General features: G+C 53.6%; 21 protein-coding genes. 18 read left to right on the top strand and 3 right to left on the bottom strand.

The window, feature by feature from the left end; all coding sequences use genetic code 11:
• Window positions 1-104 precede the first annotated feature (104 nt).
• Window positions 105-974, top strand: a complete 870-nt coding sequence (gene alkA, locus F4V61_RS17220) for a DNA-3-methyladenine glycosylase 2 (RefSeq protein WP_000494730.1) — start codon at window positions 105-107, stop codon at window positions 972-974.
• Here alkA and F4V61_RS17215 read toward each other — a convergent pair.
• Window positions 942-3932: an MASE1 domain-containing protein gene (locus F4V61_RS17215; RefSeq protein WP_080161237.1), complete on the bottom strand. Its 2991-nt coding sequence runs from the start codon at window positions 3930-3932 to the stop codon at window positions 942-944. The genes alkA and F4V61_RS17215 overlap by 33 nt on opposite strands.
• A gap of 330 nt (window positions 3933-4262) precedes the next feature.
• On the opposite strand from F4V61_RS17215, the gene udk reads away from it, so the two are divergent.
• The 3 genes from udk (at window position 4263) to asmA (ending at window position 7473) form a co-directional block, all read left to right on the top strand.
• Window positions 4263-4904: a uridine kinase gene (gene udk, locus F4V61_RS17210; RefSeq protein WP_000132082.1), complete on the top strand. Its 642-nt coding sequence runs from the start codon at window positions 4263-4265 to the stop codon at window positions 4902-4904.
• A 90-nt stretch (window positions 4905-4994) separates the two neighbouring features.
• Window positions 4995-5576 (top strand): dCTP deaminase, encoded by a 582-nt coding sequence (dcd, locus tag F4V61_RS17205; RefSeq protein WP_001234784.1) that lies wholly within the window; start codon window positions 4995-4997, stop codon window positions 5574-5576.
• 40 nt (window positions 5577-5616) lie between these two features.
• On the top strand, window positions 5617-7473 hold the full coding sequence (asmA, locus tag F4V61_RS17200) for an outer membrane assembly protein AsmA (protein ID WP_080161238.1): 1857 nt from the start codon (window positions 5617-5619) through the stop codon (window positions 7471-7473).
• Between the two features lie 88 nt (window positions 7474-7561).
• On the opposite strand, the gene F4V61_RS17195 is transcribed toward asmA, so the two are convergent.
• Entirely contained in the window at window positions 7562-9142 is a 1581-nt protein-coding gene (locus tag F4V61_RS17195; RefSeq protein ID WP_038395385.1) for a TerC family protein, read from the bottom strand.
• Window positions 9143-9654: 512 nt separating this feature from the next.
• Window positions 9655-9888: a hypothetical protein gene (locus F4V61_RS22085; RefSeq protein WP_170243780.1), complete on the bottom strand. Its 234-nt coding sequence runs from the start codon at window positions 9886-9888 to the stop codon at window positions 9655-9657.
• On the opposite strand from F4V61_RS22085, the gene F4V61_RS17190 reads away from it, so the two are divergent.
• From F4V61_RS17190 to cpsB, 14 genes are all read left to right on the top strand, one after another.
• A complete protein-coding gene (locus F4V61_RS17190) occupies window positions 9824-10963 on the top strand; it encodes a polysaccharide export protein (protein ID WP_079798987.1) in 1140 nt (379 codons plus the stop codon). The two genes, F4V61_RS22085 and F4V61_RS17190, sit on opposite strands and share 65 nt — an antisense overlap.
• Window positions 10964-10968: 5 nt before the next feature.
• Window positions 10969-11418 carry a low molecular weight protein-tyrosine-phosphatase Wzb gene (wzb, locus tag F4V61_RS17185; RefSeq protein ID WP_000482223.1) on the top strand — a complete coding sequence of 150 codons (450 nt, stop codon included), beginning with the start codon at window positions 10969-10971 and terminating at the stop codon, window positions 11416-11418.
• Complete coding sequence (wzc, locus tag F4V61_RS17180) at window positions 11415-13574, top strand: tyrosine-protein kinase Wzc (protein WP_000137210.1); 2160 nt, start codon at window positions 11415-11417, stop codon at window positions 13572-13574. The genes wzb and wzc overlap by 4 nt, the downstream gene beginning before the upstream one ends.
• Window positions 13575-13660: 86 nt before the next feature.
• Window positions 13661-14503, top strand: coding sequence for a colanic acid biosynthesis glycosyltransferase WcaA (wcaA, locus tag F4V61_RS17175; RefSeq protein WP_079832687.1), 843 nt, complete (start codon window positions 13661-13663; stop codon window positions 14501-14503).
• 2 nt (window positions 14504-14505) lie between these two features.
• Window positions 14506-14994 carry a colanic acid biosynthesis acetyltransferase WcaB gene (gene wcaB / locus F4V61_RS17170; RefSeq protein ID WP_038395390.1) on the top strand — a complete coding sequence of 163 codons (489 nt, stop codon included), beginning with the start codon at window positions 14506-14508 and terminating at the stop codon, window positions 14992-14994.
• Window positions 14991-16208, top strand: a complete 1218-nt coding sequence (gene wcaC / locus F4V61_RS17165) for a colanic acid biosynthesis glycosyltransferase WcaC (RefSeq protein ID WP_038395392.1) — start codon at window positions 14991-14993, stop codon at window positions 16206-16208. Before wcaB ends, wcaC begins: the two co-directional genes overlap by 4 nt.
• Window positions 16183-17397 carry a colanic acid polymerase WcaD gene (wcaD, locus tag F4V61_RS17160; protein ID WP_080161239.1) on the top strand — a complete coding sequence of 405 codons (1215 nt, stop codon included), beginning with the start codon at window positions 16183-16185 and terminating at the stop codon, window positions 17395-17397. The genes wcaC and wcaD overlap by 26 nt, the downstream gene beginning before the upstream one ends.
• A gap of 12 nt (window positions 17398-17409) precedes the next feature.
• A complete protein-coding gene (gene wcaE, locus F4V61_RS17155; protein WP_000480139.1) occupies window positions 17410-18156 on the top strand; it encodes a colanic acid biosynthesis glycosyltransferase WcaE in 747 nt (248 codons plus the stop codon).
• 15 nt (window positions 18157-18171) lie between these two features.
• A complete protein-coding gene (gene wcaF, locus F4V61_RS17150; protein WP_079781377.1) occupies window positions 18172-18726 on the top strand; it encodes a colanic acid biosynthesis acetyltransferase WcaF in 555 nt (184 codons plus the stop codon).
• A 23-nt stretch (window positions 18727-18749) separates the two neighbouring features.
• On the top strand, window positions 18750-19871 hold the full coding sequence (gene gmd / locus F4V61_RS17145; protein WP_000048166.1) for a GDP-mannose 4,6-dehydratase: 1122 nt from the start codon (window positions 18750-18752) through the stop codon (window positions 19869-19871).
• A gap of 2 nt (window positions 19872-19873) precedes the next feature.
• The gene (gene fcl, locus F4V61_RS17140) at window positions 19874-20839 is read left to right on the top strand and encodes a GDP-L-fucose synthase (RefSeq protein WP_058819090.1); all 966 of its coding nucleotides are present in this window, start codon (window positions 19874-19876) and stop codon (window positions 20837-20839) included.
• Window positions 20840-20841: 2 nt separating this feature from the next.
• Complete coding sequence (locus F4V61_RS17135) at window positions 20842-21315, top strand: GDP-mannose mannosyl hydrolase (protein ID WP_080161240.1); 474 nt, start codon at window positions 20842-20844, stop codon at window positions 21313-21315.
• On the top strand, window positions 21312-22535 hold the full coding sequence (gene wcaI, locus F4V61_RS17130) for a colanic acid biosynthesis fucosyltransferase WcaI (protein WP_080161241.1): 1224 nt from the start codon (window positions 21312-21314) through the stop codon (window positions 22533-22535). Before F4V61_RS17135 ends, wcaI begins: the two co-directional genes overlap by 4 nt.
• On the top strand, window positions 22532-23974 hold the full coding sequence (cpsB, locus tag F4V61_RS17125) for a mannose-1-phosphate guanyltransferase (protein ID WP_080161242.1): 1443 nt from the start codon (window positions 22532-22534) through the stop codon (window positions 23972-23974). Before wcaI ends, cpsB begins: the two co-directional genes overlap by 4 nt.
• Window positions 23975-24028 lie beyond the last annotated feature (54 nt).

Genomic DNA, 24028 nt, shown 5'->3' with positions numbered 1-24028 from the left:
GCGTGACTTTAGCGAAATGTCGTCGCGACGACAACTGGAATATGAAAGCAAGGCGTTACGCGCGATTAGCGTTTATGCTGAAGCGTCGAATAAAGGAGAAAAGCATGTTTACCCTGAGCTGGCAGCCGCCTTATGACTGGTCGTGGATGTTGGGCTTTCTTGCCGCGCGTGCGGTGGATGGCGTTGAAACGGTGGGTGAGGGCTTTTATGCGCGCAGCCTGGTTGTGGGGGAGCATCGCGGGCTGGTAAGCGTAAGGCCCAATCTGTCTAACCATACTTTGCAGATTACCTTGAGCGCCGGCTTGCTCCCTGTCGCGTCGGCGTGTCTGGCGAAGATTTCGCGTCTGTTTGATCTTGACTGCCAGCCCGCGCAGGTCGCCGTCGCGCTGGGGCGACTGGGCGAGGCCAGGCCGGGGTTGCGCTTACCGGGGTCAGTCGATACCTTTGAGCAAGGCGTGCGGGCGATACTGGGGCAACTGGTGAGCGTCGCGATGGCGGCAAGGTTGACGGCGAAAGTGGCGCGCCGCTATGGCGAGACGCTGCCGGACGCGCCTGATTATGTCTGTTTTCCCGGTCCGGAAACGCTGGCGTTGGCCGATCCGTTGGCTCTGAAAGCGCTGGGGATGCCGCGTCGGCGTGCCGAAGCGCTGATTCATCTGGCGCAGGCGACGCTTGTGGGAAAACTTGCGCTCACCGCGCCGACGGATATTGAGCAGAGCGTTAAACATTTGCAAACATTTCCGGGCATTGGACGCTGGACGGCGAACTATTTCGCCCTGCGCGGCTGGCAGGCAAAAGATATCTTTTTGCCCGATGATTACTTAATTAAGCAGCGATTCGCCGGGATGACGGCCGCGCAGATCCGACAATACGCGGAGCGCTGGAAACCGTGGCGTTCTTACGCGCTACTGCATATCTGGTATACCCACGGCTGGCAGCCGTCAATGGATAGCGAAATAGCTGGTATTCAGTAACAGATCCAGCGGCTGAGTTTCGGCGATGGCATCGCCATAAATCAGATCCACGCCAATGCTGGAGAGCGTATCCAGCACCTGTGAGTTTTGTACCGGCCCGGCGAGCGTTTTGATGTCCAGACGCTGGGCGTGCCCCTGGATAATCGAAGCCAGCATTTCATCCATTAAACTCTCATGAATGTTGGCGATAAGGTCGCTATCCAGCAGTAAATAATCGGCGATATGCGGGTTCAGTAAATTAAAAAGATGTAAATCGCGCCCGACCTGGCTGAGAATAATTTGGCAGCCGCGTTGCCGCAATTTTTGCAGAGTCGCAACGGCGGTCTCCGCCTGCTTAACGATAACGTCAGCCGGAATAATCAGGTGTAATAACCGTGGCGGCAGTGGGCTATGCTCCCGTTGCTCCAGTAGTTCATCAATAAGGGTGGCGCTGCATAATCCTGCGGCAGACAGCGGCAGCGCGACGCTTAATCCTTTGCTGGCGACGGCGGTCGCCGCATGGTGGAAAAATTCATGGAATACCCGTCGGTCGAGCGCGTGATGCAGCGCGGGATCGGCTAATCCTGCCCGGAACGCGCGCTCTTCCATGACGTCCCCTTCGCTGGTCCACAGCCTGAGCGAGACCAGCCAAAAGCTGGTAGCCTCCGGTGTACGCGGCGCCACGACGTTTCTGGCAAGCATCAGCAGATGGTTAGTTTTAATCATGCGCCACTGTTCTTCCAGCGGCATCATTCCCCTTGACGGGGTTAATACATCCTGCGGTTCGTACACGGTCAGACGGCTGCGGCCGCTATTTTTCGCGGCGTAGCAGGCAATATCTGCCTGAGACACGACCTCTGTGAGCTGGCAGTTATGTTCATTTATCATCGTGATCCCGGCGCTGGCGCCGATCCGATGCAGGCGCCCTTCCCACATAAAATGATAATCATTAATGGCGTTGATAAGCCGCGTCACGGTAAAGCACGCGCTGTCACTATTACAATCCGGCAGCAGCAGCCCAAACTCGTCGCCGCCCAGACGGGCTAAGAGATCGCCGGATCGAAGCATACTGAGCATCAGCGACGCGAGTTCGCGCAACAAGGCGTCGCCGGCGGCATGGCCCGCGCTGTCGTTAACCGCTTTAAAACGGTCCAGATCGATAAACACCAGCGCATGATGTTGAGGCGATTCCTGTATCGTTTGCAGGCGCTGTTGAAGCCGTTTTTCAAAACTTGCGCGGTTGGCGAGATGGGTAAGGGCGTCGTGGGTTGCGCTGTAGCTGAGCTGGCGTAACATTTTTCGTGATTCGGTGACATCCTGGATAACCAGAACCGAACCAATATTGTCGCCGTCAAGCGTACTGAGCGGCGTGATGCTGTAATGAATATCGTAGCTGCCGCCGTTACGACAATGGAGCACCACCTCCTGTTCCATGTCAGATCGCGACCTGTCGGCGCGGTAAATATCCTCCAACAGCGGACCATTATTACCTGACGTAATGCGTAGAACCGTTAATAACGGCACGCCTAAAGCATTTTCTTGCCGCCAGCCGCTCATCTTCTCAGCGATCGGGTTCATAAAGGTGATATTCATATCGACATCAATACACACCACTGCTTCTCCGATAGAGTCGAGAGTGATGTGCAACCGCTCTTTTTCCTGAAATAGCGCTTCGTTCGCCAGCGTAATACGCTCCATCAACCGCTGGTTCTCCTGCTCGCTTTGCTTTAGATCGTTAATATCTTCGATCTGGGCAATAAAATAGAGAGGTTGATTGTCTTTATGACGAACCAGCGAGACGGCCAGCAGCGCCCAGACAACCTCGCCGCTGCGGGTGTAGTAGCGTTTTTCCATGGAATAACTGTTGATATCGCCGCGCACCAGCATGTTTAGCTGCTCAAGATCGTTGTTCAGGTCTTCCGGCCAGGTCAGTTGCTGAAATGTCATCGCGCGTAATTCATCCTGGCTGTAGCCAAGAAAATGGCTCAGGGATTTATTGACCTGTAGCCACTGGCCCTCCATACCAACCAGCGCCATGCCAACAGCAGAATATTCCATCGCGTTGCGAAAACGGGCTTCGCTTTCCGTGATGTGCTTACGCTCCGTGCGAAACGCGTACATTACCATCGTCATCATATTGGCGGGCAGCAGGATCATTAAAAAAGGCAGCCACGGCATATTGACCATCACGTCGATTTTCGGCGTGGCGAGCAGAGTAGGGTCATTGGCCAGCATTAGCGAGACCATAATAACGGTAGCCAGAAAAATTAAAAACGCCTCCATTCGCGGCAGGCGCACCGCGCTCCACATCAGCAGGACGATAACGCATGTAAATGGCCACGGGATATAGCGCATGGCGAGCCAGCTTAGCGTCAGCGTAATCACCAGCGTCAATAGCGTTTCCAGCAACAGATGTGGATCGCGATGACGTAACAGATAGTGTGGTTTAAACAGTAAACCTAATGGCGCCAGCGCCAGAGCGCCGATGGCTTCCGATAATACCCAAATCAGACTCGCTTTCGAGGCGACCGCTTCCGGCGCCATCAGCCAAAATAACAGGCCGCCGAGTAGCGGAGGAATCACAGCGCTGCCGATAGCCAGACGGAACCAGTCATTCAAATTTTGTAAGGGGTTATACCGGGGGAGCAACTTTCGCAGCAGTAGCGCGCCAGTGACCGCTTCGATAATATTAATTGCCATCCAGCTAAAATTAAGCGAGGCGGCTGGAAATAAAGTCAGCGAGGCGCCGATACTGCCAAGCGAGCAGGCGACCGCGATCCCCGGCCACAGACGGCCCGCATGGCGGTAAAACGCTACCATCATAATGGAGGTGGGGAACCACAGCGGCGCGAGTTGGGTGCCGAAACGCGATAACGCGAGCGAAAAGAGCGTAAAGACAAACGCGACCAGGCCTAAACTGACCAGACGCAATAGCGGGTGGGGGACGGTAACGAAAACATGTTGGGATGGTTTACTCATTACCGCTCTATCCGAATCGCCGGTAACGTCGCGGAATACCGGACGCGTCAGTTTACTCTGTTATTATGCTAGTATAAACGCGTAATGATTTATACGCTGGCTGTATATAAATTGTGGTGCCTGGCATATTCATCCTCCAGATGGGGCTTTAAATCCGCCGCCCGCGTTAAAACTGAACGCTTTTACGTCGCGACGTCGAATGTACCGCCGGCAAATTAACCGTGGCACAGCGCCGGACTGGTATCGCGCCGCTGAAATCCCTATAATTGCCGCGTTTGGCGTTTCGGCGCCGCCCTTCCTTACATCCAGGTTAATCAGGTCGCTAAATTTATGACTGATCAGTCTCATCAGTGCGTCATTATTGGTATCGCTGGCGCATCGGCTTCCGGCAAGAGTCTTATTGCCAGTACCCTTTACCGCGAATTGCGTGAACAAGTGGGTGACGAACATATTGGCGTTATTCCCGAAGACAGTTATTACAAAGATCAAAGCCATCTGTCGATGGAAGAACGCGTAAAAACCAACTATGACCATCCGAACGCGATGGATCACAGCTTGCTATTTCAGCATCTCCAGGCGCTTAAGCGCGGTTCGGCGATTGAATTACCGGTATATAGCTATGTTGAGCATACCCGTATGCAGGAAACGGTTCGCGTAGAACCGAAGAAAGTGATTATTCTTGAAGGCATTCTGTTACTGACCGACGCGCGTTTGCGTGAAGAGATGAACTTCTCTATTTTTGTCGATACGCCGCTGGATATCTGTTTGATGCGCCGTATCAAACGCGATGTGAACGAGCGTGGTCGCTCAATGGATTCGGTGATGGCGCAATATCAGAAAACGGTGCGTCCGATGTTCCTGCAATTTATTGAGCCTTCCAAACAATATGCGGATATTATCGTGCCGCGCGGCGGTAAAAACCGCATCGCTATTGATATTCTGAAAGCGAAAATCAGCCAGTTCTTTGAATAAATCTGGCGAATTGTGTACCGTTCAGTGATAACCTGGTTAGCCCTTGATGTGCATGATTTAAGGGCTTGATGCGCGAAAGGAGAAAGTGCCATGCGTTTATGCGACCGAGATATTGAAGCCTGGCTGGATGAAGGCCGTTTGTCTATCACCCCGCGACCTCCCGTAGAGCGCATTAACGGCGCGACGGTCGATGTACGTCTTGGCAATAAATTTCGAACCTTCCGTGGCCATACGGCGGCGTTTATCGACCTGAGCGGGCCGAAAGATGAAGTGAGCGCGGCGCTTGATCGCGTGATGAGCGATGAAATTGTTTTGCCGGACGGCGAGGCATTTTATCTGCATCCGGGCGAACTGGCGTTGGCCGTAACCTATGAGTCCGTTACCCTGCCGCCGGATTTAGTGGGATGGCTGGATGGCCGTTCCTCGCTGGCGCGTCTGGGACTGATGGTGCATGTGACCGCGCACCGTATCGATCCCGGCTGGTCAGGTTGCATTGTGCTTGAGTTTTACAACTCAGGGAAGCTGCCGCTGGCTTTACGTCCGGGTATGCTCATCGGCGCCCTGAGCTTTGAGCCGCTGTCCGGCCCGGCGGCGCGGCCTTATAACCGCCGTCAGGATGCCAAATATCGCGATCAGCAGGGCGCTGTTGCCAGCCGGATTGATAAAGACTGAGAGCTATTCGGCGCAATACAGCCGGTCCATTGAGGGTAGCATGAGACGATTTCTGACGACGCTGATGATTCTCCTGGTCGTGCTGGTGGCCGGATTCTCTGCGTTGGTATTGTTGGTCAATCCGAATGATTTCCGCGCCTATATGGTGCAGCAGGTTGCCGCGCGTAGTGGGTATCAGTTGCAACTGGACGGGCCGCTGCGTTGGCACGTATGGCCGCAGCTCAGTATCCTTTCCGGGCGGATGACGCTAACGGCGCAAGGCGCCAGCGAACCGCTGGTGCGGGCTGACAATATGCGCCTGGACGTCGCCTTATGGCCGCTATTGAGTCATCAGCTTCATGTTAAGCAGGTCATGCTGAAAGGCGGGGTGATTCAACTGACGCCGCAAACGGAAGCGGTACGCAGTGATGATGCGCCGATCGCGCCGAAAGACAATACGTTGCCGGACGTAGCGGAAGATCGTGGCTGGTCGTTTGATATCCGTAGTCTGCGCGTTGCCGACAGCGTACTGGTTTTCCAGCATGAAAATGATGAACAGGTCACGGTGCGCGATATTCATCTGAATATGGAACAGGACGCCGAACATCGCGGCACGTTTGATTTTTCGGGGCGCGTGAACCGCGATCAACGGGATCTTTCGTTATCGTTCAACGGAACGGTGGATGCTTCCGATTATCCGCATAATTTAACCGCCGGTATTGAACAACTGCGCTGGCAATTGCAGGGCGCGGATCTACCGGCACAGGGGATTGAAGGGCAGGGACAATTCCAGGCGCAGTGGCAGGAGGCGCAAAAACGTCTTTCATTTAATTACTTAAATTTAACGGCGAATGACAGTTCACTGACCGGCCACGTTCAGGTCACGATGGCGGAACGGCCGGAATGGCAAATTGACCTTCAGTCCGCCAGGCTTAATCTGGATAATCTGTTGCCGCATCATAACACCGTGGCACAGACGAACGGCGCGGCGTCGCAAGTACAAAATACGCTCCCTCTGACCAGGCCAGTTATCGCGGCGCGTGTTGATGCGCCGCCCTATCAGGGGCTGCAAAGTTTTACGGCGGCGATTTCTTTGCGGGCGGATTCCGTTCGCTGGCGGGGAATGGACTTTACCCAGGTTTCGACGAAGATGATTAATCAGGCCGGGTTGCTGGATATTAACGAGTTGCAGGGGAAACTGGCCGACGGTCAGCTATCGCTGCCCGGCACTCTGGATGCCCGCACGACCAGTCCGCGTGTCATATTCCATCCTCGTCTCAACGATGTTGAGATTGGGACTATCCTGAAAGCCTTTCATTATCCGATTAGCCTAACCGGTAAGATGTCGCTGGCTGGCGATTTCTCTGGGGTGGATATTGACGCGGAGGCTTTTCGTCACAGTTGGAAGGGAAAAGCGCATGTTGACATGAGCAATACGCGCCTTGAAGGAATGAATTTCCAGCAACTGGTGCAGCAGGCCGTCGAGCGGAGCGGCGGCGACGCGCAGCAGTCGCAGGATAATATGGACAACGCGACCCGGCTGGACCGCTTCACTACCAATCTAACGCTGAACAAGGGCACGCTGACGCTCGACGATATGGTCGGACAATCTTCCATGCTGGCGTTAACCGGCAGCGGAACGCTGGACCTGGTTGAGCAGAATTGCGATACGCAATTTAACCTCCGCGTGCTGGGCGGCTGGAGCGGCGATAGCAATCTCATTACCTTCCTGAAAGAGACGCCGGTGCCGCTGCGGGTATATGGCAAGTGGCAGGAGTTGAATTACACTCTGCAAGTTGATCAGTTATTGCGTAAGTATTTGCAGGATGAGGCTAAGCGTCGACTCAATGACTGGGCGGATCGCAATAAAGATACCCGCAACGGTAAAGATGTGAAAAAACTACTGGATAAGCTGTAGTTTTTGGTCAAAGGGGAGTGCCGGATGGCGACGCCGACGCGTCTTATCCGGCCTCCGAGCAATCAGGCAGGGGAAGGCGTGCCCGGCGTTACACCTCATATTCAGATTCATCGTTATGCAGCGGAATTAACTGCACTTTCTGCACACGATGGCTTTCCACCTGTAATGTTTTCAGCAAATAATTACCCACCTGAACCTCTTCGCCTGTTTTTGGTATTCGCTGCAAATATTCCATCAATAATCCGGCAATCGTATGGTATTCCCGCTTTTCATCCAGCGGTAGCGGCACGTACTGCACCAAATCCTCCAGCGGCATATGACCATTTGCCGTCCATGATCCGTCCGGATTTTTCTGGATGTCGTGGCGGGCGTCAATTTCCTCGACTTCATTCGGCAGATTACCGGCGATAGTCTCCATGACATCGCTTAATGTCACAATGCCTTCAACGGAGCCAAACTCATCTACAACAAAGGCAAAATGCGTTCTGGCGTTACGGAACTGCTCAAGCGCAGGCAGCAGCGGCAACGTTTCCGGGAACACCAACGGTTGGCGAATCAGCGCCCGCAGGTTGAGCGGTTCGCCGCGAAGGGATTGTTGCAACAGATCGATGACATGGACGACGCCGAGTAAATCTCCCTGCTCATTTTCGCCGGTCACGACCAGACGCGTATGCTGGTTTTTTTCCAGCAGAGCGCGGATTTCCGCTTCCGGCGCGTTGAGATCGATATGCTCAATATCGTGACGCGACGTCATGATGCTACTCACGGTACGCTGGTTAAGATTCAGCACTCGCTCAATCATCCTGCGCTCCTGCGGATTAAAAATCTGGCTGTCGTCATGGTCTGCCAGCATCGCGGCGGTTTCCGCATCCAGTTCGGCATCCTCTTTTTTACCGCTAATCAGACGCATCACAGCTTCCGTTGTGCGCTGGCGCAGTGTATGGTTAGCGGAAAGAAAACGGCGGCGGTTAAAAATCGCCAGTTGGTTGAGCGCCTCGATCATCACCGAGAAGCCGATAGCCGCGTACAGATATCCTTTCGGAATATGGAAACCAAACCCTTCCGCCACCAGGCTAAAGCCAATCATCAACAGGAAGCTAAGGCACAAAATTACAATGGTCGGATGGTTATTCACAAACCGGGTAAGTGACTTGCTGGCCAGCAGCATCAGGCTAATGGCGACGATCACTGCCGCCATCATGACCGCCAGGTGATCGACCATCCCCACGGCGGTAATCACGGAGTCGAGAGAAAAGATAGCGTCCAGTACTACGATCTGCGCAACGACCGCCCAGAATTTCGCGCCCTTACGCTGGGTAGGGTTGGCGCTATCTTTCCCTTCCAGCCGTTCGTTAAGCTCCATCGTGGCTTTAAAGAGCAGGAAGAAGCCGCCGAACAGCATAATGAGATCGCGGGCGCTGAAGCTAAGCGCCTGCACGCTAAAGAGCGGCTTAGTCAGGGTGACCAGCCACGAGATTGACGCCAGCAGCAGCAGGCGCATGACCATCGCCAGTATCAGGCCGGTAATGCGCGCGCGGTCGCGCTGCCCCGGCGGTAGTTTTTCGGCGAGGATGGCGATAAAGACCAGATTATCAATGCCGAGAACAAGTTCGATAACGATTAACGTCACCAGTCCGGCCCAGATTGACGGATCGGCAATCCATTCCATAGTAAGAGCAATACCTTCTGTAATATGACAATTGTCACAATTCGATCATGGATAATGCTGCGGGAAAATGCAATGGCGCAGAGCAACTTCTCTTTATTCCGGGGCTATAAAATAAATTTAAAATAGCAGTAATGTTTCTGTCAGAAACTAAATAATGTTAAGAATATATTTAGGAAATATCTCAGGTTGAACGGCGTAAATAAATATTGTCAACATCAATAAAATCCTAAAATTATCTGTTAACTCATTTAATATTAATCTTAAAAATAAAGAATGGCAGGTTTGTTACCTTGCCTGCTATTAGGTTAGCTGCAACAATTCTTGCAGGATTAAGATAGCGTTCATAAATATCCTGTCACGACGTCGAGAAAACTATTAATACGTAACCTTTATTTCACTGAAGATTTTTATCTGAATGAGGATGAAATCGCAGGGGGAGTGAGAAAATTTAAAATAATCAGTGCATTGGTAGCCAGGAAGCCAGGGGCGGTAGCGTGCCTGAAAGCCTGGTTCTAAGCCTTTATTACTCTGTCAATAGCCTGCGGATGAATCCATTTTTTTTCAGAATGATGCCAGTTAATTTTCTCTTCCATTAACTGCAAGGTAAAGGTAAATGTGCATGAATGAAGCTGTTGTTTAAATTGCACAGGATAATGACTCTGCCAAAGTGATAAATAATCAATGATGAAATCCAAAATGAAATTGATGCCATTATTGGCGTCGCTCAGCTTGATAAGTGGTTGCACAGTTCTTCCGGGCAGCAATATGTCTACGATGGGGAAAGATGTGATCAAACAGCAAGACGCTGACTTTGATCTCGACCGGATGGTCAATGTGTATCCGCTGACGCCACGGCTGGTTGAGCAATTACGTCCGCGGCCCAATGTCGCGCAACCAAATATGTCGCTGGACCAGGAGATTGCCAGCTATCAGTATCGCGTCGGGCCTGGCGATGTGCTGAATGTCACCGTCTGGGATCACCCGGAATTGACCACGCCAGCGGGCCAGTACCGTAGCTCAAGCGATACCGGCAACTGGGTACAGCCGGACGGCACCATGTTTTATCCCTACATTGGCAAGGTTAGCGTCGTCGGTAAAACTTTGTCAGAGATTCGCAGCGATATTACCGGGCGTTTAGCGAAGTACATCGCGGACCCGCAGGTGGATGTCAATATCGCCGCTTTCCGCTCGCAAAAAGCGTACATCTCCGGCCAGGTGAATAAATCCGGCCAGCAGGCGATTACTAACGTGCCGCTAACCGTCCTGGATGCGATTAACGCCGCGGGCGGCCTGACCGATATGGCGGACTGGCGCAACGTCGTGTTGACGCACAACGGCAAAGAACAGCGCATTTCGCTACAGGCGCTGATGCAAAATGGCGATCTTAGCCAGAACCGCTTGCTCTACCCAGGCGACATCCTGTATGTGCCGCGCAATGACGATCTGAAAGTCTTTGTGATGGGCGAAGTGAAAAAACAGAGCACTCTTAAAATGGACTTCAGCGGCATGACGCTCACCGAAGCGCTAGGCAATGCGGAAGGCATCGATCTGACCACCTCCAACGCCAGCGGCATCTTTGTGATTCGTCCGTTGAAAGGCGAGGGGGGACGCGGCGGCAAGATCGCCAATATTTACCAGCTTGATATGGCTGACGCTACCTCGCTGGTGATGGCGACGGAATTCCGACTTCAGCCTTACGATGTGGTGTACGTCACGACCGCGCCAGTCGCTCGATGGAACCGTCTGATCAATCAGTTGCTGCCGACCATTAGCGGTGTCCGTTATATGACGGATACGGCCAGCGACATTCATTCCTGGTAATCGTTATGTTTAACAAAATTTTAGTGGTCTGTGTGGGGAATGTTTGCCGTTCCCCGACGGCGGAACGTTTGCTAAAGCGTTTTCATCCCTCGCTGACGGTCGCGTCCGCCGGGTTAGGCGCGCTGGTCGGCAAAGGGGCCGATCCTGCGGCGGCGAGCGTGGCGAGCGCCCACGATCTGTCTTTGGAAAACCATTGCGCAAGGCAAATTTCCGCGCGTCTGTGCCGGGAATATGACCTGATTCTGACGATGGAGAAATGTCACATCTCTACCCTGTGCGATATTGCGCCGGAAATGCGCGGCAAGGTAATGCTGTTTGGTCACTGGGACAGCGAGCGTGAAATACCGGACCCGTATCGCAAAAGCCGCGATGCGTTTGAGGCGGTGTACACATTACTGGAAAGGTCTGCCCGCCAGTGGGCGCAGGCACTGAATGCAGAGCAGGGAAAACCATGACAGAAAAAGTAAAACAATCTGCGGCGGCAACGGGTAGCGATGAAATCGATATCGGGCGTCTGGTAGGAACGGTGATTGAAGCGCGCTGGTGGGTATTGGGGACGACGGCGATATTTGCGCTGTGCGCGGTGATTTATACGCTTTTCGCCACGCCCATTTATAGCGCCGATGCGCTGGTGCAGATTGAACAAAACACCGGTAATTCGCTGGTACAGGATATTAACAGCGCATTAGCGAATAAGCCGCCGGCTTCCGATGCGGAAATTCAACTAATCCGATCGCGTCTGGTGCTGGGGAAGACGGTTGACGATCTGGATCTGGATATTGCCGTGACCAAAAATACCTTTCCGCTGTTCGGCGCCGGGTGGGATCGGCTGATGGGACACCAGAATGAAACGGTGAAAGTCACGACATTCACCCGGCCAGAGGCGATGAGCGGACAGATTTTCACCCTAAAGGCGCTGGACGATAAACGTTATCAGTTGGTCAGCGACGGCGGATTTAGCGTGCAGGGCGTTGTGGGGAAGACGCTGAATAAAGGCGGCGTGACGATGCGGGTAGAGGCGATTGACGCCCGTCCCGATACGGAATTTACGGTGAGTAAATTCTCAACGCTCGGCATGATCAATAATCTGCAAAATAACCTCACCGTGACGGAAACAGGAAAAGACACCGGGGTCCTGAGCCTGACGTTCACTGGAGAGGATCGCGACCAGATCCGCGATATTCTCAACAGTATTACCCGTAACTATCTGGAACAGGATATTGCGCGTAAATCTGAAGAAGCAGGGAAGAGCCTGGCGTTTCTGGCAAAACAGTTGCCGGAAGTCCGCAGCCGTCTGGATGTGGCGGAAAATAAGCTAAACGCTTTCCGTCAGGATAAAGACTCGGTGGATTTGCCGCTGGAGGCGAAAGCGGTACTTGATTCGATGGTTAATATTGATGCCCAGTTGAATGAGTTGACGTTTAAAGAGGCGGAAATTTCCAAGCTCTTTACCAAAGCGCATCCGGCTTACCGCACCCTGCTGGAAAAACGTAAAGCGCTGGAAGATGAAAAAGCCAAACTGAACGGGCGGGTGACGGCGATGCCGAAAACCCAGCAGGAGATTGTGCGTTTGACCCGCGATGTGGAGTCAGGTCAGCAGGTCTATATGCAACTGCTCAATAAGCAGCAGGAGCTGAAAATCACCGAAGCCAGCACCGTTGGCGACGTGCGCATCGTTGACCCGGCGATTACCCAGCCGGGCGTGTTGAAGCCGAAAAAGGCGTTGATTATTCTCGGCAGCATTATTCTGGGATTATTGTTATCGGTTATTGGCGTGCTGCTGCGCTCGCTCTTTAATCGCGGTATTGAAAGCCCGCAGGCGCTGGAGGAGCACGGGATCAGCGTCTATGCCAGTATTCCGCTGTCGGAATGGCAAAAAGCGCGCGATAGCGTCAAAACCATTAAAGGGATTAAGCGCTACAAGCAGAGCCAGTTGCTGGCGGTGGGCAACCCGACCGATCTGGCGATTGAGGCGATTCGTAGCCTGCGCACCAGCCTGCATTTCGCCATGATGCAGGCGCAAAATAATGTCCTGATGCTTACAGGCATCAGCCCCTCTATCGGCAAAACCTTTGTTTGCGCCAACCTGGCGGCGGTCATCAGCCAGACGCATAAGCGGGTATTGCTGATCGACTGCGATATGCGCAAGGGCTACACCCACGAACTGCTCGGCACCAATAACGTGGACGGTTTATCTGACATTCTGGCGGGTAAAGGGGAGATGACCTCCTGCGCGAAATCTACGGCAATCCCTAATTTTGATCTTATTCCGCGCGGTCAGGTACCGCCTAATCCATCGGAACTGTTGATGAGCGAGCGCTTCGGCGAGCTGATTGCCTGGGCAAGCAGCCGCTATGACCTGGTATTAATCGACACGCCGCCGATTCTGGCCGTTACTGACGCCGCGATTGTTGGTCGCCACGTAGGGACGACGCTGATGGTGGCGCGTTATGCCGTCAACACCTTAAAAGAGGTGGAAACCAGTCTGAGCCGTTTTGAACAGAATGGCATTCAGGTCAAAGGCGTGATCCTCAACTCCATTTTCCGTCGGGCGACTGGCTACCAGGATTACGGCTATTACGAGTATGAATACCAGTCAGATGCCAAATAAAAAATGAAGCGTGCCGGGTGGCGCGGCCTGCGACGGCAGGCCGGATAAGCATAGCGCCATGCGGCAAAACTATCTGGGGAACAAGCATGACAACAGACAATCCGCTGATCTCAATTTATATGCCAACCTGGAACAGGCAGCAGTTGGCTATTCGGGCGATTAAATCGGTACTACGTCAGGACTACCAGCACTGGGAGATGATCATCGTAGATGATTGCTCCTCGTCTTATCAGCAGCTACAACAATTTGTTGAGGATCTGAACGACTCACGCGTTCGTTATACTCATAACGAGAGTAACACTGGCGCCTGCGCGGTACGCAATCAGGCCATTATGCAGGCGCAAGGGCACTATATTACCGGTATTGACGATGACGATGAATGGACGCCAAACCGTCTGAGCGTGTTTCTGGCCCATAAGCATCAGCTCACTACGCACGCTTTTTTGTATGCCAACGACTATGTGTGCGAGGGCGAGGTCTACTCTCAGCCTGCCAGCCTGCCGCTGTATCCGAAATCCCCTTATTCGCGCCGCTTGTTTTATAAGCGCAATATTATTGGCAACCAGGTTTTTACCTGGGCCTGGCGTTTTAAAGCATGTCTGTTCGATACCGAGCTCAAGGCGGCGCAGGATTATGACATTTTTCTGCGCATGGTGGTGGAGTATGGCGAACCGTGGAAAGTCGAAGAGGCGACGCAAATTTTACATATCAACCACGGCGAGATGCAGATTACCTCTTCGCCGAAAAAGTTCTCCGGCTATTTCCATTTTTACCGTAAGCACAAGGATAAATTCGATCGCGCCAGCAAAAAATACCAGCTTTTTACGCTGTACCAAATTCGCAATAAGCGAATGACCTGGCGCACGTTACTGACGTTGCTCTCCGTGCGTAATAGCAAACGTCTGGCGACCGGGCTGCGGGGGCGATAACGATGCTGGAAGACTTACGCGCGAATAGCTGGAGTTTACGACCCTGTTGTATGGTGCTGGCCTACCGTATCGCTCATTTTTGTTCCGTCTGGCGCAAAAAGAATGTGCTGAATAATCTGTGGGCCGCGCCGGTACTGGTGCTATATCGCGTGATCACAGAGTGTCTGTTCGGGTATGAAATCCAGGCTGCGGCGACCATTGGCCGTCGCTTTACTATCCACCATGGTTACGCGGTAGTGATCAACAAACATGTCGTAGCAGGCGACGATTTTACCATTCGCCACGGCGTCACCATCGGCAATCGAGGGACGAACAGCCTGGCCTGTCCGGTGATTGGCGACGGCGTCGAGCTGGGGGCGAATGTCATCCTGCTTGGCGACATTACTATCGGTAATCACGTTACGGTTGGCGCTGGCAGCGTGGTGCTTGACAGTATTCCGGACCATGCGCTGGTGGTAGGGGAAAAAGCACGGGTAAAGGTCAGCACATGAATATTCTGCAATTTAATGTACGGCTGGCGGAAGGCGGCGCGGCGGGGGTGGCGTTAGATCTCCATCTGCGGGCGCTGCAAAAAGGGCTGACATCGCATTTTGTCTATGGTTATGGCAAAGGCGGAAAAAAAAGTGTCAGTCACCACCGTTATCCGCAGGTGGTAAAACAGACGCCGCGCGGCACGGCCATCGCCAACATTGCGCTGTTTCGTTTCGTTAATCGCGATCTGTTTGGCAACCTTGACAATCTTTACCGCACGGTTATCCAGACATCCGGCCCGCTGGTGCTGCATTTTCATGTGCTCCACAGTTACTGGCTGAACCTGGCGGGCATCGTGGCGTTTTGCGAAAAAGTTAAAATGCAAAAAACGGACGTCACGTTGGTCTGGACGCTGCACGATCACTGGAGTGTCACTGGCCGTTGCGCCTTCACCGACGGTTGCGACGGCTGGAAAAACGGCTGCCAAAAATGCCCGACGCTAAGTAATTATCCGCCGGTAAAGGTGGATCGGGCGCACCAGCTTATTGACGGAAAACGTCAGTGTTTTCGTGACATGCTGCGGCTGGGTTGCCGGTTTATTTCGCCGAGCCAGCATGTGGCCGGGGCCTTTAACCGCATTTATGGCGCGGACCGCTGCCGGATTATTAACAACGGTATCGATCTGGCGACCGAGGCAATTCTCGCGGAGCTATCGCCTGCGCCGCAGATCGCTGACAAACCACGGATTGCCATCGTGGCGCATGACTTGCGCTATGACGGTAAAACCGACCAGCGTCTGGTACGCGACATGATGGCGCTGAGCGAAAAAATTGAACTGCATACCTTCGGTAAATTTTCGCCTTTTACCGGGAAAAACGTTGTTAATCACGGTTTTGAAACCGATAAACGTAAATTAATGAGCGCGCTCAATGAGATGGATGCGCTGGTTTTTAGCTCGCGGGTCGATAACTATCCGCTGATTTTGTGTGAAGCGCTCTCAATCGGCGTACCGGTGATCGCCACCCACAGTGAGGCGGCGCAGGAGGTGCTGGCGAAATCCGGCGGTCGAACCTTTGCCGCTACAGATGTACTACGCCTGGCGCAGCGGCGTAAGCCGGAGATTGCTCAGGCGGTATTTGGCGCAACGCTGGACGACTTTCGCATACGTAGCCGCGCCGCGTACAGCGGCCAACAGATGCTGGAGGAGTATGTCTCGTTCTATCAGAATCTGTAGCTACCTGCTGCTGCCGCTGATCTACTTACTGGTCAACGTTAAAATTGCCCAACTGGGTGAAAGCTTTCCTGTTACCATCGTCACTTTTTTACCGCTGTTGTTACTGTTATTTGTGGAACGCCTCAGCGTAAAAAAATTGCTGATTGCGTTAGGCATCGGCATGGGCCTCACGGCGTTTAACTTCCTGTTCGGTCAGTCGCTGAATGCTGGTAAATATGTGACGTCCACCCTGCTGTTTGTCTATATTGTGGTCATTATCGGGATGGTTTGGAGCATTCGCTTCAGAACCATTTCTGCGCATAACCACCGAAAGATTTTGCGTTTTTTTTATCTGGTGGTGAGCGTAGTGGTCACGCTCGCAGCGGTTGAGATGGCGCAAATTATCCTCACTGGCGCCAGCAATATTATGGAGGGAATTTCGAAATATCTTATTTACAGTAATAGCTATGTACTGAACTTCATAAAATTTGGCGGCAAGCGTACCACTGCGCTTTATTTCGAACCAGCGTTTTTCGCTTTGGCACTAATCTCAATTTGGCTTAGCATCAAACAGTTTGGTATCAAAACCCCGAAAAGCGATGCTATGATTCTGGCAGGGATAATATTATCAGGATCGTTTTCAGGGGTAATGACCTTTATCCTGTTTTACCTTCTGGAGTGGGCGTTCCAATATTTGAATAAGGATGCGATAAAGAAAAAACTTCCGCTGGCGCTTGTCTCATTAACCTTGTTTTTGATTGGGGTAATGATTGCATTTCCTTATATTGCGACACGTCTTAGCGATTTAGGGACAGAAGGTTCATCTTCTTATTATCGTATTGTGGGACCCTTAGTCATGGTCGGATATTCCTTGACCCATATTGATGGTGTAGTCAGATTTGGCTCACTTTACGAATATGTTGCATCATTCGGAATCTTTAACGGTGCGGATGTCGGGAAAACCATAGACAATGGATTGTATCTACTGATTATTTATTTTTCCTGGTTCGCAGTGCTAATGACGCTGTGGTATATGGGGAAAGTTTTAAAAATGGCGCTAAATGCGTTTGGCGATAATCGCAATTTTCGGGTGCAGCTCTATCTTTTTACGCCGGTGTCGCTGTTTTTTACCGGTTCAATATTTAGTCCGGAATATGCTTTTTTAATCGTCTGTCCGTTCATTTTGCGCAAGGCGTTAAAAATTTCATAACGGGGTGGTGGCATGTTTTTAAGCGTCGTTACCGTCGCCTTTCGCAATTACGAAGGGGTGGTAAAAACCTGGCGCTCGCTGCGCAATCTGGCACGCGATCCGGGGCTGTCATTTGAATGGATCGTGGTGGATGGCGGTTCGGAGGACGGCACGCGTGAATTTCTGCAAAAACGAAACGGTGAGTTTAACCTGCGTTTTATCAGTGAGAAAGATCGCGGTATTTATGATGCCATGAACAAAGGCATTGCGCTGGCGCGGGGGCGCTATACGCTATTCCTCAATTCTGGAGATGCGTTTCATGATGATGTCGCGCTGTTTGTCCGCCAACTGGCGCGACAAAAGAGCGAGGCGATGTATATTGGCGACGCGCTGCTGGATTTTGGCGGTGGACATAAAATACGTCGGAAGGCTAAACCCGGATGTTATATCTACCATAGTTTACCAGCCAGCCATCAGGCGATATTTTTCCCGACGGCAGGGTTAAAAAAGCATCCTTATGATTTGCAATATAACGTCTCTTCTGATTATGCGCTGGCAGCCCGACTTTATAAAGCAGGCTATCCATTCCGGCGAATTAAAGGACTGGTATCTGAATTTTCGATGGGCGGCGTGTCAACTTCAAATAATCTGGAATTATGTCAGGATGCGAAAAACGTACAGCGAAAAATATTACACGTGCCAGGTTTTTGGGCGCAATTATCCTATTTATTACGTCTGAAAACGACGGGTAAAACAAAAGCGCGGTATAACAAAGTTTAATCACCGGGAGTTATTATGCAGGATCTTAACGGCTTTACGGTGCCGAAAGGGTTCCGCGGCGCTAATGTGCTAAAAGTACAATTATGGTGGGCGGTACAGGCGACATTATTCGCATGGTCTCCGCAAATATTGTATCGCTGGCGAGCCTTTTTACTGCGTCTGTTTGGCGCCAGAATCGGAAAAGACGTGGTTATTCGACCGTCAGTAAAAATTACCTATCCGTGGAAATTAACCGTCGGTGATTATGCCTGGGTCGGCGACGACGCCGTGTTATATACGTTAGGTGAAATTAGTATTGGCGCACATGCGGTCATTTCACAAAAAGGGTATTTGTGTACCGGTAGCCATGATTATACCAGTGATCATTTCGATATTAACGCCGCGCCGATTGTTATTGGCGAAAAATGTTGGCTGGCGACCGATGTTTTTGTCGCGCCCGGCGTGACGATAGGTTATGGCACCGTCGTCGGCGCGCGTAGCAGCGTATTTAAATCATTACCGGCAAATGCGATTTGTCGGGGCAATCCCGCAGTAGTAACGCGCCAGCGCGTTCAGAAAGTTACTCCCTAACGGGACTATTTAAGGAAATGAAAATGTCAAAAGTCGCTCTCATTACTGGCGTAACCGGACAGGATGGGTCTTACCTGGCAGAATTTCTGCTGGAAAAAGGGTATGAGGTGCATGGTATCAAGCGCCGCGCGTCATCGTTTAATACCGAGCGCGTGGATCATATCTATCAGGACCCGCACAGCAGCAACCCGAAATTTCATCTGCATTATGGCGACCTGACCGACGCCTCCAACCTGACCCGCATTTTACAGGAAGTGCAGCCGGATGAAGTCTACAACCTGGGCGCGATGAGCCACGTGGCGGTGTCGTTCGAGTCGCCGGAATATACCGCCGATGTGGATGCGATGGGCACGCTGCGCCTGCTGGAGGCGATCCGCTTCCTCGGTCTGGAGAAGAAAACCCGTTTCTATCAGGCCTCCACTTCTGAACTGTACGGTCTGGTACAGGAGATCCCGCAGAAAGAGACCACGCCGTTCTACCCGCGTTCCCCCTATGCGGTGGCGAAACTGTACGCCTACTGGATCACCGTCAACTATCGTGAATCCTACGGTATCTACGCCTGTAACGGCATTCTGTTTAACCACGAGTCCCCGCGTCGCGGCGAAACCTTCGTCACCCGTAAGATCACCCGCGCCATCGCCAATATCGCCCAGGGACTGGAGTCCTGCCTGTATCTCGGCAACATGGACTCGCTGCGCGACTGGGGTCATGCGAAAGATTACGTGCGGATGCAGTGGATGATGTTACAGCAGGAGCAGCCGGAAGATTTCGTGATTGCCACCGGCGTGCAGTATTCCGTACGCCAGTTTGTGGAGCTGGCGGCGGCGCAACTGGGGATAAAACTGCGCTTTGAAGGCGAAGGCATTGATGAGAAAGGGATCGTGGTATCCGTGACCGGACACGATGCGCCGGGCGTGAAACCGGGCGACGTGATTGTGGCCGTGGATCCGCGCTATTTCCGTCCGGCGGAGGTGGAAACCCTGCTGGGCGACCCGTCCAAAGCGCATGAGAAACTGGGCTGGAAACCGGAAATCACCCTGTCGGAGATGGTCTCGGAGATGGTGGCGAACGATCTGGAGGCCGCGAAAAAACACTCACTGCTGAAATCCCACGGTTATGAGGTGGCCATCGCGCTGGAGTCCTGAGAATGAACAAGCAACGAATTTTTGTGGCGGGACATCGCGGGATGGTGGGCTCCGCCATTGTACGGCAGCTTGCGCAGCGCGGCGATGTGGAGCTGGTGCTGCGGACCCGCGATGAGCTGGATCTGCTCGACGGGCGCGCGGTACAGGCGTTCTTTGCCGGAGCGCGTATCGACCAGGTCTATCTGGCGGCGGCGAAAGTGGGCGGCATTGTCGCCAACAACACGTATCCGGCAGATTTTATTTACCAGAACATGATGATAGAGAGCAACATTATTCACGCCGCGCACCTGCACAACGTGAACAAGCTGCTGTTTCTCGGCTCGTCCTGCATCTATCCGAAACTGGCGACGCAGCCGATGGCGGAAAGCGAACTGCTACAGGGGACGCTGGAGCCGACCAACGAGCCGTATGCCATCGCCAAGATCGCCGGGATAAAACTGTGCGAGTCCTACAACCGCCAGTACGGTCGTGACTACCGTTCGGTGATGCCGACCAACCTGTACGGCCCGCATGACAATTTTCATCCGGACAATTCACATGTGATTCCGGCGCTGCTGCGCCGTTTCCATGAAGCCGCGCAGAGCAACGCGCCGGATGTGGTGGTGTGGGGCAGCGGGACGCCGATGCGCGAATTTTTGCACGTTGACGATATGGCGGCGGCCAGCATTCATGTGATGGAACTGGCGCGCGAAGTGTGGCAGGAGAACACCGAACCGATGCTGTCGCACATTAACGTCGGTTCCGGCGTGGACTGTACCATCCGCGAGCTGGCGCAGACCATCGCAAAGGTGGTGGGTTACAAAGGTCGGGTGGTGTTCGACGCTACGAAGCCGGACGGTACGCCGCGTAAATTGCTCGACGTCACGCGCCTGCACCAGCTTGGCTGGTATCACGAAATTTCACTGGAGGCAGGACTTGCCGGTACTTACCAGTGGTTCCTTGAGAATCAACAACGGTTCCGGGGGTGAGAATGTTTTTACGTCAGGAAGATTTCGCCGCCGTGGTACGAACCACGCCCCTCATCTCCCTCGATTTCATCGTGGAAAACGGCCAGGGGGAAATCCTGCTGGGCCGGCGTCTCAACCGTCCGGCGCAGGGCTACTGGTTTGTACCGGGGGGACGGGTGTGCAAAGACGAAACGCTGGAGGCCGCCTTTGAACGGCTGACGCAGGCGGAACTGGGCGTGCGTCTGCCGCTGGCGGCAGGGACGTTTTATGGCGTGTGGCAGCACTTCTATGACGACAATTTTTCCGGCGCGGACTTTTCAACTCACTACATCGTGCTCGGCTTTCGCCTGCGTGTGGCGGAGAGTGCTTTACATCTGCCTGACGTCCAGCATGGCAGTTACCGCTGGCTGACGCCGGAACAGCTTCTGGCAAGCGACAATGTTCACGATAACAGTCGGGCCTACTTCTTTCCTGACGCGCCGGCGGTGGGCTTATGAAGATTCTGGTCTATGGCATTAACTATTCGCCGGAACTGACCGGTATCGGCAAATACACCGGCGAAATGGTGGCGTGGATGACGCGTGAAGGCCATGAAGTGCGGGTTATCACCGCGCCGCCATACTACCCGCAGTGGAAGGTCGGCGAGCGCTATTCCGCCTGGCGCTATCGCCGGGAAGAGGGCGAAGCCACCGTCTGGCGCTGCCCGCTGTATGTGCCGAAACAACCCTCTACCTTAAAACGGCTGCTTCATCTGGGAAGCTTTGCATTGAGCAGCTTTTTCCCGTTGATGGCGCAGCGTCGCTGGAAGCCGGATCGGATTATCGGCATTGTGCCGACGCTCTTTTGTACGCCGGGAATGCGCCTGCTGGCGAAACTCTCCGGCGCGCGTACCGTACTGCATATTCAGGATTACGAGGTGGACGCCATGCTCGGTTTAGGGATGGCGGGAAAAGGCAAGCGCGGCAGCGTAGCGCGGTTAGCATCGGCCTTTGAACGCAGCGCGCTGCATAACGTTGATAACGTCTCGACCATCTCTCGCTCCATGATGAATAAAGCGCGGGAAAAGGGCGTCGCGGCGGAAAAAATCCTCTTTTTTCCAAACTGGTCGGAAGTAACGCGTTTTCAGGATGTTAACGACGCTGACGTGACGGCTTTGCGCCAGCGACTCGGCTTGCCCGGGGATAAAAATATCGTGCTCTATTCCGGCAATATCGGTGAAAAGCAAGGACTGGAAAAGGTGATTGACGCCGCGGAACGATTACGCGATCGACCGCTGATTTTCGCAATTGTCGGCCAGGGGGGCGGCAAGACGCGGCTGGAGAACATGGCCCGCGAACGCGACCTGCCAAATATTAAATTCCTCCCGCTTCAGCCTTACGACGCCTTACCCGCGCTGCTGAAAATGGGCGACTGCCATCTGGTAGTGCAAAAGCGCGGCGCGGCGGACGCGGTACTGCCCTCTAAGCTGACTAACATTCTGGCGGTTGGCGGCAACGCGGTGATTACCGCTGAGCCGCACACCGAATTAGGACAACTTTGCGCGCGCTATCCGGACATCGCCGTTTGCGTGGAACCGGAGTCGGCCGACGCGCTGGTGGCCGGGATTAGCCAGGCGCTCGCCATGCCGAAAAACAACACGGCGGCACGTGAATACGCCGAACGCATGCTCAATAAAGAGAACGTGCTAAGCCAATTTATTGCAGATATTCGGGGATGATAATGCGTCAGACAAAATTATATCCGGTGGTGATGGCCGGCGGCTCCGGTAGCCGGTTGTGGCCGCTTTCCCGTGTGCTTTACCCAAAACAGTTTCTGTGCCTGAAAGGCGATCTCACCATGCTGCAAACCACCATTTGCCGTCTGAACGGCGTGGAGTGCGAAAGCCCGGTGGTTATCTGCAACGAACAGCACCGTTTTATCGTTGCCGAACAGCTCCGCCAGCTCAATAAGCTGACGGAGAACATTATTCTTGAGCCCGCCGGGCGCAATACCGCGCCGGCGATTGCGTTGGCGGCGCTGGCGGCGACGCGCCAGCATACGGACTGCGATCCGCTGATGCTGGTACTGGCGGCGGATCATGCGATCGCCAATGAAGAGGCCTTCCGCGACGCGGTGCGCGGCGCCATGCCCTATGCCGACGCGGGCAAACTGGTGACCTTCGGTATCGTGCCGGATCTGCCGGAAACCGGCTATGGCTATATCCGGCGCGGTGATGTCGTGCCGGGCGCGACGGATGCGGTGGCTTTTGAGGTGGCGCAGTTCGTTGAGAAGCCGGGGCTGGAAACCGCCCAGGCCTACGTCGCCAGCGGCGATTACTACTGGAACAGCGGCATGTTTCTGTTCCGCGCCGGACGCTATCTGGAAGAGCTGAAAAAGTTCCGCCCCGATATTCTGGCCGCCTGTGAACAGGCGATGCGCGGCGTCGATCCGGATCTTGACTTCATTCGCGTGGATGAAGAGGCCTTCCTCGCCTGTCCGGAAGAGTCTATTGACTATGCGGTGATGGAGCGGACGGCGGACGCGGTGATGATGCCGATGGACGCGGGCTGGAGCGATGTCGGCTCCTGGTCGTCGCTGTGGGAGATCAGCGCCCATACCCCGGAGGGGAACGTCCACCACGGCGACGTCATCAGCCATAAAACCGAAAACAGCTACGTTTACGCCGAATCCGGCCTCGTGACCACCATCGGCGTGAAGGATCTGGTGGTGGTGCAGACCAAAGACGCGGTGCTGATTGCCGATCGCCACGCAGTGCAGGACGTAAAAAAGGTGGTGGAGAAAATCAAGGCCGACGGGCGTCATGAGCACCACATGCACCGTGAGGTTTACCGTCCGTGGGGCAAATACGACTCCATCGACGCGGGCGAGCGCTACCAGGTGAAGCGTATTACCGTCAAGCCGGGTGAAGGGCTTTCGGTGCAGATGCACCATCACCGCGCCGAGCACTGGGTGGTGGTGGCAGGCACCGCCAGAGTCACCATCAACGGCGAGGTTAAGCTGCTCGGTGAAAACGAGTCCATCTATATTCCGCTGGGCGCAACGCACTGCCTGGAAAATCCGGGAAAAATACCGCTCGATTTAATTGAAGTGCGTTCCGGCTCGTACCTCGAAGAGGACGATGTGGTGCGGTTCGCGGACCGTTACGGGCGAGTCTGACGCCTTAACTTGTGCCCGGTAAGCGCAACGCGCCATCCGGCAACGAACAACAAT

This window comes from Salmonella enterica subsp. arizonae (assembly GCF_008692845.1).
Classification (GTDB): Bacteria; Pseudomonadota; Gammaproteobacteria; order Enterobacterales; family Enterobacteriaceae; genus Salmonella; species Salmonella arizonae.
The sequence above is the reverse complement of the archived record's forward strand: the minus strand, read 5'-3'. Positions and strand labels throughout refer to the sequence as shown.

Coding starts and splice junctions, on each gene's coding strand:
- alkA (WP_000494730.1), top strand. CDS start 105: ATGTTTACCCTGAGCTGGCAGCCGCCTTATGACTGGTCGTGGATGTTG.
- F4V61_RS17215 (WP_080161237.1), bottom strand. CDS start 3,932: ATGAGTAAACCATCCCAACATGTTTTCGTTACCGTCCCCCACCCGCTA.
- udk (WP_000132082.1), top strand. CDS start 4,263: ATGACTGATCAGTCTCATCAGTGCGTCATTATTGGTATCGCTGGCGCA.
- dcd (WP_001234784.1), top strand. CDS start 4,995: ATGCGTTTATGCGACCGAGATATTGAAGCCTGGCTGGATGAAGGCCGT.
- asmA (WP_080161238.1), top strand. CDS start 5,617: ATGAGACGATTTCTGACGACGCTGATGATTCTCCTGGTCGTGCTGGTG.
- F4V61_RS17195 (WP_038395385.1), bottom strand. CDS start 9,142: ATGGAATGGATTGCCGATCCGTCAATCTGGGCCGGACTGGTGACGTTA.
- F4V61_RS17190 (WP_079798987.1), top strand. CDS start 9,824: ATGATGAAATCCAAAATGAAATTGATGCCATTATTGGCGTCGCTCAGC.
- wzb (WP_000482223.1), top strand. CDS start 10,969: ATGTTTAACAAAATTTTAGTGGTCTGTGTGGGGAATGTTTGCCGTTCC.
- wzc (WP_000137210.1), top strand. CDS start 11,415: ATGACAGAAAAAGTAAAACAATCTGCGGCGGCAACGGGTAGCGATGAA.
- wcaA (WP_079832687.1), top strand. CDS start 13,661: ATGACAACAGACAATCCGCTGATCTCAATTTATATGCCAACCTGGAAC.
- wcaB (WP_038395390.1), top strand. CDS start 14,506: ATGCTGGAAGACTTACGCGCGAATAGCTGGAGTTTACGACCCTGTTGT.
- wcaC (WP_038395392.1), top strand. CDS start 14,991: ATGAATATTCTGCAATTTAATGTACGGCTGGCGGAAGGCGGCGCGGCG.
- wcaD (WP_080161239.1), top strand. CDS start 16,183: ATGTCTCGTTCTATCAGAATCTGTAGCTACCTGCTGCTGCCGCTGATC.
- wcaE (WP_000480139.1), top strand. CDS start 17,410: ATGTTTTTAAGCGTCGTTACCGTCGCCTTTCGCAATTACGAAGGGGTG.
- wcaF (WP_079781377.1), top strand. CDS start 18,172: ATGCAGGATCTTAACGGCTTTACGGTGCCGAAAGGGTTCCGCGGCGCT.
- gmd (WP_000048166.1), top strand. CDS start 18,750: ATGTCAAAAGTCGCTCTCATTACTGGCGTAACCGGACAGGATGGGTCT.
- fcl (WP_058819090.1), top strand. CDS start 19,874: ATGAACAAGCAACGAATTTTTGTGGCGGGACATCGCGGGATGGTGGGC.
- F4V61_RS17135 (WP_080161240.1), top strand. CDS start 20,842: ATGTTTTTACGTCAGGAAGATTTCGCCGCCGTGGTACGAACCACGCCC.
- wcaI (WP_080161241.1), top strand. CDS start 21,312: ATGAAGATTCTGGTCTATGGCATTAACTATTCGCCGGAACTGACCGGT.
- cpsB (WP_080161242.1), top strand. CDS start 22,532: ATGATAATGCGTCAGACAAAATTATATCCGGTGGTGATGGCCGGCGGC.